Source organism: Methanobacterium spitsbergense, assembly GCF_019931065.1.
Taxonomy (GTDB): Archaea; Methanobacteriota; Methanobacteria; order Methanobacteriales; family Methanobacteriaceae; genus Methanobacterium_B; species Methanobacterium_B spitsbergense.
This window is the reverse complement of record NZ_JAIOUQ010000003.1, coordinates 123,402-137,556: the sequence shown is the minus strand read 5'-3', so window position 1 is coordinate 137,556 and position 14,155 is coordinate 123,402. Positions and strand designations below refer to the sequence as shown.

Below are 14,155 nucleotides of genomic sequence, written 5' to 3'. Positions count from 1 at the left end.
TTTAAATCTATACAAAAAAAATTTTTAGAATATAACAGTAAATATTCCCTTAAAAATAATTAAAAATTAATATTAAAAGTTAAAAATAGTAATAAGCGTAAATAATTAGTTATAAGGCTTTTTTGGGCTTTAATAATATAAATAATTGGTATTAAATTGTCAAAGTAATACTAAACAGGATATTCATATTCTTATATATATGCCTTTCGGAATTGTTCTTGGAGTAACCTTTATAATAACTATTTTGCTATCCATATAATGTACATTAATAAGTCACCACAATATGGTGAAGTTGATGGTACATTGATAAATCAGGAGGAAACTCTATGGCTGAGGATGATGTGAAGATCGTTATGTTTTGTTGTAACTGGTGCTCCTACGGTGGAGCTGACACCGCTGGTACTGCAAGGATGCAATATCCTCCAAACGTACGTGTAATAAGAGTTATGTGCTCAGGACGTATAGAACCACAGTTTGTTTTTAAAGCATTCCGTGAGGGAGCAGATGGTGTTATTGTAGCAGGATGTCACCACGGTGACTGTCACTACGACGCAGGAAACTACAAATTAGACAGAAGAATGAGATTGATTTACAAATTAGCAGATGACCTAGGAATTGGAAGAGAAAGAATTTACCACGACTGGATATCTGCATCAGAAGGAGAAAAATTCGCGAAAACCGTTGATATGATGGTAACCCGTATAAAGGGACTAGGTAAATCCCCACTCAAGGAACAACTATCAGTTGAAGCATAAGCGGAGGAGTGAAATAATATGGCAGAAAAAGCTAAAATAGCGACCATGTGGTTGGCTGGATGTTCCGGTTGTCACCTGTCCATTGCAGATATACATGAAGCAATAATTGATGTGATGGGATTGGCAGACATAGAATTCATGCCCGTACTCATGGACGTTAAATACGATGAAGTTCCAGATGATCTGGATGTTATAATAATAGAAGGCGGAATCCGTAACAATGAAAACCGTGAACTTGCCGAAATGCTAAGAGAAAAAGCAAAATTCGTCATAGCATACGGTGTTTGCGCTGTATACGGAGGAATACCTGGACTCGGAAACTTACACACTGTTGACGAGCTCACCCAAGAAGCTTACGTAAATTCCGCCAGTACTTACAACGAAGAAGGTATAATACCAAGTGAAGATATACCACACCTCGAAAGTAGGGTAAGACCACTTTCAGAAGCAATAGATGTGGATCTTTCCATACCGGGCTGCCCAACAAGATCCGATGTTCTTGCAGAAGCACTTATAGCTCTTTTAACAGGTGAACCGGTAACATTACCAACAACAAACCTATGTGAAGTATGTCCAAGAGAAAAGCCACCGGAAGGAATGGCAATGGACAAGATCATCAGGCAGTTCGAACTTGGAAGACCCGAAAAAGAAATGTGTCTGGTACCACAGGGACTTGTATGTATGGGTCCATCAACAATATCACTCTGCGGAGCAGAATGCCCATCAATAGGCATACAGTGTAGAGGATGCTACGGACCAACAGCAAAAGTAACTGACCAAGGTGCAAAAATGATAAGTGCAATAGGATCAGACTTCGGTATTGATCACGACAAAACTGTTGACCCTGAAGAAGTTGCTGACCAGTTAGATGATGTTGTAGGTACATTCTATACTTACACACTCCCGGCTGCATTAATACCAATGAAAATGCAAAAGGAGGGAAAATAAATGGTTAAATTAACAATGGAACCTGTGACAAGAATTGAAGGTCACGCAAAAATTACAGTGCATCTCGATGATGCAGGAAATGTTGAGGAAACCAGACTTCATGTTATGGAATTCCGTGGATTTGAAAAATTCCTACAGGGAAGACCAGTTGAAGAGGTTCCCAGAATAGTACCAAGAATCTGTGGTATATGTGATGTACAACACCACTTAGCTGCTGCAAAAGCATCAGATCAATGTTTTGGATTTAAAGACGATGAAATTTTACCAACTGCCTACAAAATGAGGGAGTTAATGAACTGGGGTTCATTTATGCACTCACATGCACTCCATTTCTACTTCCTGGCAGCACCTGATTTCATAGCAGGAAAAGATCGTAAAACAAGGAACGTCTTCCAAATCATTAAAGACGCACCTGATGTTGCTCTCCAAGCTATAGAATTAAGGAAAAACGCTTTAGACATAGTCAAAGCAACAGGTGGAAGGACAATACACCCAACATCATCAACACCTGGAGGTATATCAACAGAAATCGATGCTGAAACTCAGAAAGATCTTCTTACAAAAGCAAAGAGGAATGTTGAATTAGCACAGGCAACAATCGAACTTGCAAAACCAATATTTGTTGAAAACCTAGATCTTGTCAAAGAACTTGGATACGTAGAAACCTACCATACTGGTCTTGTTAACAAAGGCGTATGGGATGTTTACAACGGAGACGTTAGGATCAAAGACAAAGAAGGTAAAATACACGCTGAATTTGGAAGCGAAAACTACCTGGACCATATGGCAGAGAAGGTCAAACCTTACTCCTGGCTAAAGTTCCCTTACATAAAAGACTTAGGATATCCTGAAGGAATTTACAGGGTAGCTCCATTATCAAGGCTTAATGTGGCCGATAAAATGCCATCACCAATAGCCCAGGACTACTTCAAAGAATTCAAAGATACCTTTGGATATGCACAAGAACCACTACTATTCCACTGGGCAAGGTTAATTGAACTGGTTGCGGCTTCAGAAATGGCTGTTGACGCACTCGAAGGTGACCTATCTGGAGAAAAATTCCCCGAACCAATAGAAAGACAGGCTGGTGAAGGTGTAGGAATAGTTGAAGCAGCAAGAGGAACATTGACTCACCACTATCAAACAGATGAAGACGGTCTAGTAACCAAAGCTAACATAATAGTTGCTACAATCCAGAACAACCCTGCCATGGAAATGGGTATTCAGAAAGTCGCTAAAGACTACATCAAACCTGGTGTTGAAGTAGACGACAAAATATTCAACTTAATGGAAATGGTAATAAGGGCATACGACCCATGTCTATCCTGTGCAACTCACACAATCGACACAAATATGAAACTCGCAACTGTTGAAGTATACGACAGTGAGGGACACCTCATAAACAAGGTCTAACCCGCAAGGTGAAAAAATGATAGTAGTCAACAAGGAAGACTGCATCAGATGCGGCGCATGCCAGGGTGCATGCCCTACAGCAGCCATAGAAGTGTCACCGGAAGATGTGATCTACTGTGACGTCTGTGGAGGCGCACCCAAATGTGTGGACATATGCCCAAAAGGTGCATTGAAAACAGAAGAACTTTCAATTGATGAGAGCGGTGTAACACAAGCTCGAGTAACCTACAACCCAGCACTATGTGATGAATGCGGCGACTGTGTAGAAATTTGCCCACCACAGGTACTGAAACTTGATGAAGGTAAAATGAGCAAGGTACCACTAGAAGGATACTGTGTAATGTGTCAGAAATGTGTGGACATATGCCCTGTAGAAGTTATTGGTGTTGAAGGTGTTAAAGAACCTAATAAGGTTGATATTGACATCAGCGGACCTATAGCAATAGTGGACTGTGTAGGTTGTGGTATGTGTGTGGATGAATGTCCAGTAGATGCCATCACCCTCGAAGAAGTTGGAGGAAGTATTGTCATTGATGAAGACACTTGTATAAAATGTGGAGTCTGTTCACAGACATGCCCATGGAATGCAGTGTACATATCAGGCAAAAAACCAGAAAAACGTACCAAAGAGATGCTCAAATTTGAAGTGGACGAAGACACCTGTATTGGATGTAACGTCTGTGTTGAAGCATGTCCTGGAGACTTCATTAATCCTAAATCATCAACACTATCAGTTGAACTTCCAGAGATCTGTACAGCATGTGGTCTCTGTGAACAGCTGTGTCCTGTAGATGCAATAGATCTTGAAGTAGAATTAGGACCAGCAAAGCCAGCATCTGAAGAAGGACTTGTCTGGGACGAGGAAAAATGTGATCATATAGGTGCATGTGCAAGAATATGCCCTACTGACGCAATCCGAGTAGTAACAAACACTGGAATGCAAGTTCCAGGCGACATTAAGACAGATGCAGAAGCATCATACGCAATGTGTACACGTTGCGGTGCATGTACAACTGCTTGTCCTGAGGGCGCCTTGACAATTTCAGAGATCGATAAAGTAGTTGATGGCAAAGCCGTTAAACGAAACAGGATCTCTTTCAGCCCAGATAAATGTACTGAATGCGGTGACTGTATTGAAGTATGCCCATATAGTATGCTGAAGCTCACTGGAGAAAAAGTACCACTCAAAGGTTACTGTATACTCTGTGACCAGTGCATAGAACCGTGTCCTAAAGACGCACTCTCAATGAAGTAAGTTTTTTATAAGGTGGAATTTATCCACCAAACCCTTTTTTTATTTTTTTAGAAAATATAATGAATATAATAAAATTATAGCAAATCTGGAAATATTACTCTTTTTGAAATAAGACCAAAATACTAGTTTGGATATAATTAAAGAAAATATTAGATTGGGTAATGGAAAAAAATTAATTTATTAAAAATTTGGATTTGATTATTTTAAATCAATGTATATTCCATGTTTATCCAAGTCTATCTCTACTATGGTTCCATTAATATCTTTTTTCGTGTTTAGAATATCCATTAATTCTATATTATTGCCATTTATTTTAATGTTTAAAACATCTTCCATTATTTTTGTTCCATCTATTGAATAAACAGTGGATTCGCACATTTTATCACCATTCAATTTTTTTTATATAATACAAATTAAGTTAATTTTAACTGTAAACAAATTTTCCGTTGGTTTCATAAACTTCGCCTTCTTTCATTACAATTTCACCTCTTAAAATTGTCATGATTGGTAATCCCTGTACTTTTTGACCTTTAAATGGAGAATAATGGGCCTTTGAGTAGAAATTATCAGGATTTATTATATCTTCCTTTTTCATGTCAACTACAACAAAATCCGCGTCCATTCCTTCCTTTATAAATCCCTTATTTTTAAGGTTAAATATTTCGGCAGGATTTTCACATAGGAGCTTTTTCAGCATTTCAAATGATGTTTTACCCCTATTTATTTGGGTTAAAATAAGTGGGAGGGCAGTTTCTAACCCAGGGATTCCAGGTGGTGCATTCCAAATATTTTCTTCTTTTTCTGAAATTGTGTGCGGGGCATGATCTGTTCCAATAATGTCCACATTATAAAGATCAATTAGATTTATTTTATTTGCCTTGTTTCTGAGTGGGGGATTGGTTTTTGCAAAGTTTCCAAATTGTTCAATGTAGCTTGAATCTAAAAACAAATGATGTGGAGTAACTTCTGATGTAATATTACATCCATCAAATTTAGCTTTTTTTATTAGGTTTAAAGATTTTTTAGTACTCGCATGGCACACATGCATCTTCAAATTGAATTCTTTGGCTAATAATATGGCTTTGGATACTGCAATCTCTTCGGCTAATGGTGGTCTTGCATCCACATATGCAATTGGATTCAAATTTTCCTTGGATTTTACCATATTTGTGTATCGATTTACAATTTCCTTATCTTCCGCATGTAGTGAAACAACGGTTTTAATGCCGTCAATTTCGGGTAAATCCGATAGTTCACCGAATATATTCATTAAAAAATCATCATCAAACAGATCCATGAAAATTTTAAATGAAGCTGGTTTGAGGGCTGCAAGTTTTTTTATCTGTTCTGGATTATCTGCCCCTGCATGTAAACCAAAGTCAACAAGACTTTTATTTTCTCCTAGTCTAATTTTGTTCTTGAATGTTTTGGCAGTGTTTGTTGGAGGTTTTGTATTGGGCATGTCCAGGACAGTTGTAAAACCGCCTCCAGCAGCAGCAGTTGTTCCAGATCTGAAATCTTCTTTATAGGTAAATCCTGGGTCTCTCAAGTGCACATGGGCATCAATTAATCCAGGTAAAACTATTTTACCATTTAGTTCAATAGTTTTTTTTGCTTTGATAGTACTCCTTTTGATGGAAACAATTTTTCCATCATTAATTCCTATTGAATATTCAATGTTTTCAGGAGCAATTTTACAATTTGAAAGGCAGAGATCAAGCATTTTTACACCAAATAATCATATCTTCTCTATTATATTTTTATCTTTTGATCCTATGAACCATTATTATGATAGAAACATATTAAATATATACAAAGTAATTGGGGTAATTCAATTTGGAATGTAAAAAATTCGTCCAAAAAATTTTGGATAGAGATAGAAAACTTTTAAATAACGATATTAAAAGGGAACCAATTTATGGATCTGTTGAAGGTGATGTGAAGATAATTGCAGATTTTACAGAGTACTCTCCACTACATCTAGGCCATAAATTTTGCATGATCCAAGCAAAAAACCAGATTCCAGAAGGTTTATTTGTTGCTGTTGTACCAGGGCCATTGGAGAGAAGTGGCAGGGGCCTTCCTTATATTATGACACGTGAAGCTCGTGCTGAAACCGCAATAGCAGCAGGAGCAGATATTGTAATTGAAGGACCCCCGATGGGGATAATGGGTTCGGGTCAGTATACATTATGTCTTGCAAAGACTTTTAAGGCTCTTGATGCTGATTACATTCCTCGTGGTTACAGACCATTTCCAGGATATGAAAAGATACTCAAAAGAATAAGCAATGGAAATGGCGTAGCACCTAAACCATATAAAATTGTTGATATGGAAACAAAGGAAGTTCTTCTTCAGGGAAAACTTGATGAAGACAATTATGTAATAGTTTCATTATCAAAGTCCCTTAAAAAGATTGATTTTGATTTCACTGATAAATTTATATTTGTGAAGCGCGTTGAAGGTGTTAGTGGCACTAAAATAAGGGAGGCAGTTGTTTTGGGTGATCTGGAATCTGTTACAGATATGTTACCTCCTGAAACAATTGAAGTTCTTATTAGAGAAATTGATAATGGTCATGCACCTTTGGACAACTTAAGGGATGTTGATGGAATACTCGAAAGGGTGAATAATAGCAACATTCAAGAACTTAAATCCCTTCCATTGATTGATGATATTACTGTAAAAGCTTTAATAAAGAACAGGCCCTTTAATTGCCTTTTAGATGTTGAAAAATCTATTTCTCAGGGTTTCAGCAGACACTTTAAAAACAGGGTTATGTCATCAATCGAGGCGGGTATTTTTAAGGAGGGTGTACATAACTATATAGACAGATACCCATCTGTTATACGTATATTGAAATATAAAAATAAAGAAGTTCTAAATGAATTTCGAAAAAGAATACCACACAGGAGGCTAGAGATATGGCAGTGAAAGAAGGAGATTTTATAAGACTTGAGTATACAGGAAAGGTTCAGGAGACAGGCAACGTCTTTGACACAACCGATGAAAATGTGGCGGAAGAAGCAGGTATAAAATTAGATGCTAAAACTTATGGTGCAATACCAATAGTAGTTGGTGGAGGACACGTTTTAAAGGGATTAGACGAAGCACTTGTAGGTATGAAAGAAGGAGAAGAGAAAAAAGTAGATATAACTCCTGAAGAAGGATTTGGATTAAGAGATCCAAAACTCTTACAGCTAATACCTATGGGAGAATTCAAGAAACAGGGAATGAAACCCGAAGTTGGAATGGCAATTACATCCGACGGAACAACTGGAATAATTAGAAGTGTAAGTGGTGGAAGGGTTAGAGTAGACTTCAATCATGAACTTGCAGGAAAAAATCTAGAATACGACATAAAAGTCATTAAGGTTATTGATGATGATGTTGAGAAGATCAAAAGCATGATAGAACTTCATTACACAGCACCTAACATCGACTCTGAAAAACACGACATACAAATAATCGATGGAGTGGTCAAAATAGCAATGGATGAAATGGCCAAGTTCGATAAAAAACCTTACATGGACATTACATTTGCAAGGTTTAGAATAGCCAGAGATATCTGGGAGAACATGGAAAACATTGAAAAAGTTGAATTCGTCGATGTCTTCGAGAAAAAAGTAGAAGAAGCAGCAGAAGCAGCAGAAATAGCCGAAGAGGTTATTGCTGAAGAAGCACTTGAAGAAGCTGTTGAAAAGGTTGAAGCTGAAGAAATAGCAGAAGAAGTTTTACCTGAAGAAGAGAAAAAGGAATAGATATTACTTCATATTTTTCTTTCTTTTCTTTTTTCTTCTGTTTTTAATTTCAATAATCTTTTTTTTATGGGCAGATCTAATTCTGATTTTTTGTATCATAAATATTAGAACTATTAGAACAAATCCAAAACCAACCATCAAATTTTTGAGATTGATCATTGTTACTTCTCCTAAAATTAAATTTTATAATTGATGATTTATTATACCCTTAATTCCGAAATCTTTTCAACCATTGTTTCGCAGAAAACCAGATCATCAGCAGTCGCAAGGATTGTGCCTATTGAATCGCCATTTAAACTACAGATAAAATAATTACCATGGATAGAAGAATTTATATATCCAATGTTGTCAGGTTCCAGGGATTTATAGGCAATTTCTGCAATTTCTTCATTTTTATATTTGAATTTTATGATAACTTTGATATTCATAATATGCTTATCCTTATAATTTATCTTATTCCAAAACGATAGAAAGCTGTTCTATCCATTCCATTCAAGTATGTTTTTACTAATGTTCTTTATAGCAGCCAGTGCTTCAGAATCAGGATAATCAACAAGTGCTTTACCATCCATATCTGCCTTAACAACTAATGGGTCACGGGGTATGGTTCCAATAATTTTAATTCCCAAATCTTCAAGCTTAGATCTTACAAATTGGTCTTCGTCTAAACTTGAAATCTTGTTAACTATACAAACTATCTCTTTTATACCAATATCCCTTGCAAGTCTTTTAATTCGTTCAGCAGTTTCAAGTGATTTGAGTCCAGGTTCAACAACGATTATCATTATATCAACAGCTTCCGCTGTTTTTCTTCCGAGATGTTCAACTCCTGCTTCCATATCCAATATAATCATCTCATCTTTTTTAAGAATAAGATTCCGCATTAATGCCTTTAAAAGTACTGAAGCAGGACATACACACCCTTCTCCCCCTTTATCAACTGTACCCATTACAAGGAGCTTTAGCTTGCCATTTTCATCGTAATTTATTGAAAGAGATTCCGGAAGGTCAGATATCCTGGGATTTATCTTAAAAACCTCTCCAAATGATGATCCAGGTTCTGCACCTGTCCTTTCTTTTATAAGGTCCCTCATCTTTGATATTGGGGTTATTTTAGTGTGTATTCCAAGGCTGGATGCCAGGTTCATATCTGGGTCTGCATCGATAGCGAATACTTTATAAGTCTGTGAAAATAAACATGCCAATGTGCCCGAAAGGGTTGTTTTTCCAACCCCTCCTTTTCCAGTTATTGCAATTTTCATCATCTCACGATCCTGTTGATTGATATATTTGATGTTTTTTATAGGAAAATGGAGTTATATTTTAACATGGGTATATTATAGGGCAACGTTTATTATACTTATAGACTAAACTTTCTAGAAAGGAGGATTATTTATGGTTAGAGCATATACTAGAAAAGATTACATCAGGAAAATTCCAGGTTCAAGAATAGTTCAATATGATATGGGCAACCTCTCAGCTGAGTTCCCTTTAAAAGTAACGTTGGTTGTCAAAGAAGCAGCACAGTTATCTCACAATGCACTTGAAGCAGCTAGGATAGCTTCAAACAGGTACATGCAGAGAAAAGCCGGAAGGATGGGTTATCATTTGAAGATAAGGGTTTACCCTCATCATATAGTAAGGGAAAATCCAATGGCTACTGGAGCAGGTGCTGATAGGGTACAGGATGGTATGAGGAAGGCATTCGGTAAAGCTGTAAGCTCTGTTGCAATTGTAAAACCAAATCAAAAGGTTTTAACTATTTATACTAACAAAAGGAACTTTAAAGACGCTAAAGAATCTTTAAGAAGAGCAGCAATGAAGTTTCCAGTAACATGTAGAATTGAAGTTGAAGAAGGCTCAGAACTAGTTAAATAAAAATAATAAAAAGAGTGTTAGCATGAAGCATGTCGAATTTTTTGAAGAACTGAGAAAGGAAGATGTTGCAGTAGCAGGCGGAAAAGGCGCAAACCTCGGAGAATTAACTCATGCAGGGATACCGGTACCTCCCGGATTTGTCGTCACATCCAAAACCTACGATCAATTTATAAAAGAAACAGGGATCTTCGATGAAATAATGGACATTCTTGATGCTCTTGACGTCAACAAAAACAAAGAACTTCAGGCATCAGCTGTTAAGATCAAAAAAATAATAACCGAAACAACGATGCCAGATGAGATCAAAACCATCATAATCGAAGCATACAATGCATTATGCCATCGAATTGGTAAAGATGATGTTTTTGTAGCAATCAGATCCTCTGCAACTGCAGAAGACTTGCCGGAAGCATCTTTTGCTGGTCAACAAGATACCTATCTTAACATAAGGGGTAGCGAAGATGTTGTTGAATATGTTCAAAAATGTTGGGCATCTCTTTTTGAATCACGTGCAATATTTTATCGTGAAGAAAATGATTTCGACCATTCTAAAGTTTACATAGCAGTGGTTGTTCAGGAAATGGTTAATGCAGAAAAAGCAGGAGTAATGTTTACTGTACACCCATCAACTGGAGAAGAAAAGATTCTCATAGAGGCAGCATGGGGTTTAGGGGAAGGAGTTGTTTCAGGAACAGTGACACCTGATACTTGCTGGTACGACAAAGAAAAAAATGAGATTCTTGATTACAAGATCAGCGATAAGAAGGTAATGTTTGATCGTGACCCTGATACAGGATACACAGTAAAGGTTGATGTACCAGAAGATCTTCGTGAGAAACGTGTTTTAAGTAATGATGAGATAACACAACTTGCTCAACTTGGAAAAAGAATTCAAAATCATTATAATTTCCCTCAAGACACAGAGTGGGCAATTGAAGGTGGTAAAATTTACATGCTACAATCAAGGCCTGTAACAACACTTGGCAAGGACAACTGTGAATCCAAATCTGAACAAGAATCTGAAGAAAGGATAATAATCGCTAAAGGACTTGGAGCAAGCCCAGGTATGGCATCTGGGGCAGTAAAAATCGTACGAAATACTGATGAGCTCGATAAAATAGAAAAGGGTGACATATTAGTTACTGTGATGACAACGCCAGATATGGTTCCTGCAATGAAAAGGGCAGATGGTATTATAACTGACGAAGGTGGAGTTACTTGCCACGCAGCAATAGTATCAAGAGAACTTGGAATACCATGTGTAGTTGGTACAGGTGATGGAAGTAAGATTCTGAAAGAAAATTCTGTTGTAACCCTTGATGGAAGCAAGGGATTTGTATATGAAGGAAAGTTGAAAACAGATAAAAAGGATTCCACAGCAAATGGATCAACAGCTACAGTTATCCAAAATCAATCAATTTTAACAGTAACAGAAGTTAAAGTAAATGTTAGTATGCCCGAAGCAGCTAAAAAAGCTTCGGAGACAGGTGCTGATGGTGTAGGTTTGCTTAGAACAGAGCACATGATGTTGGCTTTGGGTGTGCACCCTAAAAAGTTCATTATTGAAGGTAGGGAAGAAGAACTTGTCAAAGCTCTTGTTGAAAATATTTTAAAGGTTGCAGATGCATTTTATCCCAAAACAGTATGGTACAGAACATTAGATGCTCCTACTGATGAATTTAAGTCGCTTGATGGTGGAGAAAATGAACCATACGAACACAATCCTATGTTGGGTTGGAGGGGTATTAGAAGGGAACTAGATGAACCTGAAATATTGAAAGCTGAGTTTAAAGCAATAAAAAAACTCCATGAAGAGGGATATACCAACATAGGTGTTATGCTTCCATTGGTTCAACATCCAGATGAGCTTAAGGAAGCCAAGAAAATAGCAAGAGAAGTTGGATTGAAACCTCAAAAGAATATAGAATGGGGTATAATGGTTGAAACTCCCGGAGCTGCTCTAACAATTGAAGACTTCATTGCTGAGGGAATTGATTTTGTTAGTTTCGGAACAAACGATTTAACACAATACACACTTGCAATAGATCGTAACAATGAAAACGTGGCGGGACTTTATTCTGAGAGACATCCTGCAGTTATGAAGTTAATTGCAATGGTAATCAAGGAGTGTAACAAAGCAGGTGTTAAAACAAGCATATGTGGGCAAGCAGGAAGCATGCCTGACATTGTTGAACAACTGGTAGAACTTGGAATTACAAGTGTATCTGCCAATACAGATGCTGTTGCAACTGTTAGAGAAGTTGTTGCAAGAGTTGAAAAGAAGCTAGTACTCAAAGCAGCAAGAAAAGTCTTGCAAGAGTAGAATTTTAAATTAAGGAGTAACTACTCCAATATTTTTTTTTATTTTAGATTTGAAATTTAAAGATATTATTATTTTCACATATTTTCAGGGGTAACCATGGAAGATAAGGGAATATCAAAAACAGAAGTTTTCAGGCAACTTAAAGAGTTTAAAAAGAAGGATATGACACATCGTTCAGGTAAAATACTCGGCTCAATGTGTACATGCCCCCATCCTGTAGGCTTGAGGGCATATCAAATGTTTTTGGAGTCTAATTTAGGAGATCCTGGTCTTTTTAAAGGAACTAAAGCCATGGAAGATGAAGTTATAACTTTGTTAGGCGATCTTTTGGGTAAACAAGATATTCATGGTCACATAATAACTGGCGGAACAGAAGCAAATATAATGGCAATGAGAGCTGCCAGAAATTCTGCTAAACTAGAAAATCCCGGAATAAAGGATCCTGAAATAATAGTTCCTAAATCTGCACATTTTTCTTTTAAAAAAGCAGCAGACATGCTTTGTTTGAATATTATGGAAGCAAAACTTGATAGTAACTACAAGGTGGATGTTAATTCTATTGAGGAAATGTTATCTAAGAACACTGTTGCAGTAGTGGCTGTTGCAGGAACAACTGAATTGGGTAAAGTTGATCCTGTTGAAGATATATCAAATATTTGTCTTGAAAATAATATTTACCTTCATGTTGATGCGGCATTTGGAGGATATTCTATTCCATTTTTAACTGAAATTGGTTATGAATTTCCTAAATTTGATTTTAAACTCAAAGGGGTATGTTCAATAACAATAGATCCTCATAAAATGGGGCTTGCACCAATACCAACTGGTGGAATTCTTTTTCGTGAGAAAAAGTATCTGGATGCAATGAGCATTGAAACGCCATATCTTACAGAAGATAGGCAGTCCACCATTGTAGGAACTAGAACGGGTGCTTCAACAGCTGCTACATGGGCTCTTATGAAATATCTTGGAAGAGAAGGTTACAAGAAGGTTTCAAACCAATGTATGGAAATAACCAAGCTTTTATATGAAGGTATTATCGAATCCGGATTTGAAATGGTGACAGAACCTCAGTTAAACATTGTTGCTTTTAAATCAAAGGACATATCTGTTGATGAACTGGCTAGAAGGCTTGAAAATTTAGGATGGGCTGTTTCCAAATCGTCATATCCACGTGCCATAAGGGTTATAGTAATGCCCCACATCAAAGAAAAACATGTAAAAGCATTTATAGAAGATCTTAAGAGCTTGAATTTATAATTAACGGAGTTTTTGTAGTTGACAGAGAAAAATAATGAGATCAGACATATAAAACGAATCTGTACTCCAATAAACTCTCAAATAGTTCAAGATTTACATGTTGGGGATAAGATAGAGGTATATGGTACAATTTTAACAGGTAGGGATGCTGTTCTTCCTAAACTGGTTGATTCTATAAAGAGAGGGCAGTGTTTTGATGATCTTGAAGGATCTGTTATTATGCACACTGCTGTCAGCGATGCAGGTATTTCACCCACAACAAGTAATAAAGAAGAGATTGAAGAGAGCATACCGTGTCTTGCTAAATCAGGTGTTAAAATACATATAGGGAAGGGATCACTTGGAGATAGCACAGTTAAGTTATTAGATAAATATGAATCAATTTTTGCTGTTACTCCTCCCGCAGCAGCACTTTTATCAAGCAGAGTAATTTCAAGGAAGGTTGTTGCATTTGAAAATGAGGGTATGGAAGCCATTCATTTATTAGAAGTACGTGGTATACCCTGTATAGTTGCAGCTGCCCATGCTAAGGCTATCTACTAAATTTTTTAGATTATATTAC

15 protein-coding genes are annotated in these 14,155 nt (G+C 36.9%); 10 read left to right on the top strand and 5 right to left on the bottom strand.

The window, feature by feature from the left end:
- Positions 1-326: 326 nt before the first annotated feature.
- The 4 genes from K8N75_RS01800 to K8N75_RS01785 are packed head-to-tail and all read left to right on the top strand — an operon-like array spanning position 327 to position 4,371.
- Positions 327-755, top strand: a complete 429-nt coding sequence (locus tag K8N75_RS01800; RefSeq protein ID WP_048191608.1) for a hydrogenase iron-sulfur subunit — start codon at positions 327-329, stop codon at positions 753-755.
- An 18-nt stretch (positions 756-773) separates the two neighbouring features.
- Complete coding sequence (locus tag K8N75_RS01795) at positions 774-1,703, top strand: NADH-quinone oxidoreductase subunit B family protein (protein WP_223790453.1); 930 nt, start codon at positions 774-776, stop codon at positions 1,701-1,703.
- Positions 1,704-3,116, top strand: a complete 1,413-nt coding sequence (gene mvhA, locus K8N75_RS01790; RefSeq protein ID WP_223790452.1) for a F420-non-reducing hydrogenase subunit MvhA — start codon at positions 1,704-1,706, stop codon at positions 3,114-3,116.
- Between the two features lie 16 nt (positions 3,117-3,132).
- Positions 3,133-4,371 carry a 4Fe-4S binding protein gene (locus K8N75_RS01785; RefSeq protein WP_048191602.1) on the top strand — a complete coding sequence of 413 codons (1,239 nt, stop codon included), beginning with the start codon at positions 3,133-3,135 and terminating at the stop codon, positions 4,369-4,371.
- 198 nt (positions 4,372-4,569) lie between these two features.
- On the opposite strand, the gene K8N75_RS01780 is transcribed toward K8N75_RS01785, so the two are convergent.
- Entirely contained in the window at positions 4,570-4,749 is a 180-nt protein-coding gene (locus K8N75_RS01780) for a CooT family nickel-binding protein (RefSeq protein ID WP_048191599.1), read from the bottom strand.
- Positions 4,750-4,795: 46 nt separating this feature from the next.
- Positions 4,796-6,094: a dihydroorotase gene (locus K8N75_RS01775; RefSeq protein ID WP_223790451.1), complete on the bottom strand. Its 1,299-nt coding sequence runs from the start codon at positions 6,092-6,094 to the stop codon at positions 4,796-4,798.
- Between the two features lie 113 nt (positions 6,095-6,207).
- On the opposite strand from K8N75_RS01775, the gene K8N75_RS01770 reads away from it, so the two are divergent.
- The gene (locus K8N75_RS01770; protein ID WP_223790450.1) at positions 6,208-7,305 is read left to right on the top strand and encodes a nucleotidyltransferase family protein; all 1,098 of its coding nucleotides are present in this window, start codon (positions 6,208-6,210) and stop codon (positions 7,303-7,305) included.
- Entirely contained in the window at positions 7,296-8,132 is an 837-nt protein-coding gene (locus tag K8N75_RS01765) for a peptidylprolyl isomerase (protein ID WP_223790449.1), read from the top strand. Before K8N75_RS01770 ends, K8N75_RS01765 begins: the two co-directional genes overlap by 10 nt.
- A 3-nt stretch (positions 8,133-8,135) precedes the next feature.
- On the opposite strand, the gene K8N75_RS01760 is transcribed toward K8N75_RS01765, so the two are convergent.
- Genes K8N75_RS01760 through K8N75_RS01750 form a run of 3 tightly spaced genes read right to left on the bottom strand, consistent with a single transcriptional unit; the run spans position 8,136 to position 9,394 of the window.
- Entirely contained in the window at positions 8,136-8,291 is a 156-nt protein-coding gene (locus K8N75_RS01760) for a hypothetical protein (protein WP_223790448.1), read from the bottom strand.
- Between the two features lie 41 nt (positions 8,292-8,332).
- Positions 8,333-8,560, bottom strand: coding sequence for a KEOPS complex subunit Pcc1 (locus K8N75_RS01755; protein ID WP_223790447.1), 228 nt, complete (start codon positions 8,558-8,560; stop codon positions 8,333-8,335).
- A gap of 51 nt (positions 8,561-8,611) precedes the next feature.
- Positions 8,612-9,394: an ATP-binding protein gene (locus K8N75_RS01750; RefSeq protein ID WP_223790446.1), complete on the bottom strand. Its 783-nt coding sequence runs from the start codon at positions 9,392-9,394 to the stop codon at positions 8,612-8,614.
- Between the two features lie 133 nt (positions 9,395-9,527).
- Here K8N75_RS01750 and rplJ point away from each other — a divergent pair, with 133 nt between their 5' ends.
- From rplJ to K8N75_RS01730, 4 genes are all read left to right on the top strand, one after another.
- Entirely contained in the window at positions 9,528-10,010 is a 483-nt protein-coding gene (gene rplJ, locus K8N75_RS01745) for a 50S ribosomal protein L16 (protein WP_048191586.1), read from the top strand.
- Between the two features lie 22 nt (positions 10,011-10,032).
- Positions 10,033-12,333 (top strand): phosphoenolpyruvate synthase, encoded by a 2,301-nt coding sequence (ppsA, locus tag K8N75_RS01740; RefSeq protein ID WP_223790445.1) that lies wholly within the window; start codon positions 10,033-10,035, stop codon positions 12,331-12,333.
- A 96-nt stretch (positions 12,334-12,429) separates the two neighbouring features.
- Positions 12,430-13,593 (top strand): tyrosine decarboxylase MfnA, encoded by a 1,164-nt coding sequence (gene mfnA, locus K8N75_RS01735; RefSeq protein ID WP_223790444.1) that lies wholly within the window; start codon positions 12,430-12,432, stop codon positions 13,591-13,593.
- Positions 13,594-13,641: 48 nt separating this feature from the next.
- Positions 13,642-14,136 (top strand): fumarate hydratase C-terminal domain-containing protein, encoded by a 495-nt coding sequence (locus K8N75_RS01730; RefSeq protein ID WP_223790956.1) that lies wholly within the window; start codon positions 13,642-13,644, stop codon positions 14,134-14,136.
- The last annotated feature ends 19 nt before the right edge of the window (positions 14,137-14,155 follow it).

Coding starts and splice junctions, on each gene's coding strand:
- K8N75_RS01800 (WP_048191608.1), top strand. CDS start 327: ATGGCTGAGGATGATGTGAAGATCGTTATGTTTTGTTGTAACTGGTGC.
- K8N75_RS01795 (WP_223790453.1), top strand. CDS start 774: ATGGCAGAAAAAGCTAAAATAGCGACCATGTGGTTGGCTGGATGTTCC.
- mvhA (WP_223790452.1), top strand. CDS start 1,704: ATGGTTAAATTAACAATGGAACCTGTGACAAGAATTGAAGGTCACGCA.
- K8N75_RS01785 (WP_048191602.1), top strand. CDS start 3,133: ATGATAGTAGTCAACAAGGAAGACTGCATCAGATGCGGCGCATGCCAG.
- K8N75_RS01780 (WP_048191599.1), bottom strand. CDS start 4,749: ATGTGCGAATCCACTGTTTATTCAATAGATGGAACAAAAATAATGGAA.
- K8N75_RS01775 (WP_223790451.1), bottom strand. CDS start 6,094: ATGCTTGATCTCTGCCTTTCAAATTGTAAAATTGCTCCTGAAAACATT.
- K8N75_RS01765 (WP_223790449.1), top strand. CDS start 7,296: ATGGCAGTGAAAGAAGGAGATTTTATAAGACTTGAGTATACAGGAAAG.
- K8N75_RS01760 (WP_223790448.1), bottom strand. CDS start 8,291: ATGATCAATCTCAAAAATTTGATGGTTGGTTTTGGATTTGTTCTAATA.
- K8N75_RS01755 (WP_223790447.1), bottom strand. CDS start 8,560: ATGAATATCAAAGTTATCATAAAATTCAAATATAAAAATGAAGAAATT.
- K8N75_RS01750 (WP_223790446.1), bottom strand. CDS start 9,394: ATGAAAATTGCAATAACTGGAAAAGGAGGGGTTGGAAAAACAACCCTT.
- rplJ (WP_048191586.1), top strand. CDS start 9,528: ATGGTTAGAGCATATACTAGAAAAGATTACATCAGGAAAATTCCAGGT.
- ppsA (WP_223790445.1), top strand. CDS start 10,033: ATGAAGCATGTCGAATTTTTTGAAGAACTGAGAAAGGAAGATGTTGCA.
- mfnA (WP_223790444.1), top strand. CDS start 12,430: ATGGAAGATAAGGGAATATCAAAAACAGAAGTTTTCAGGCAACTTAAA.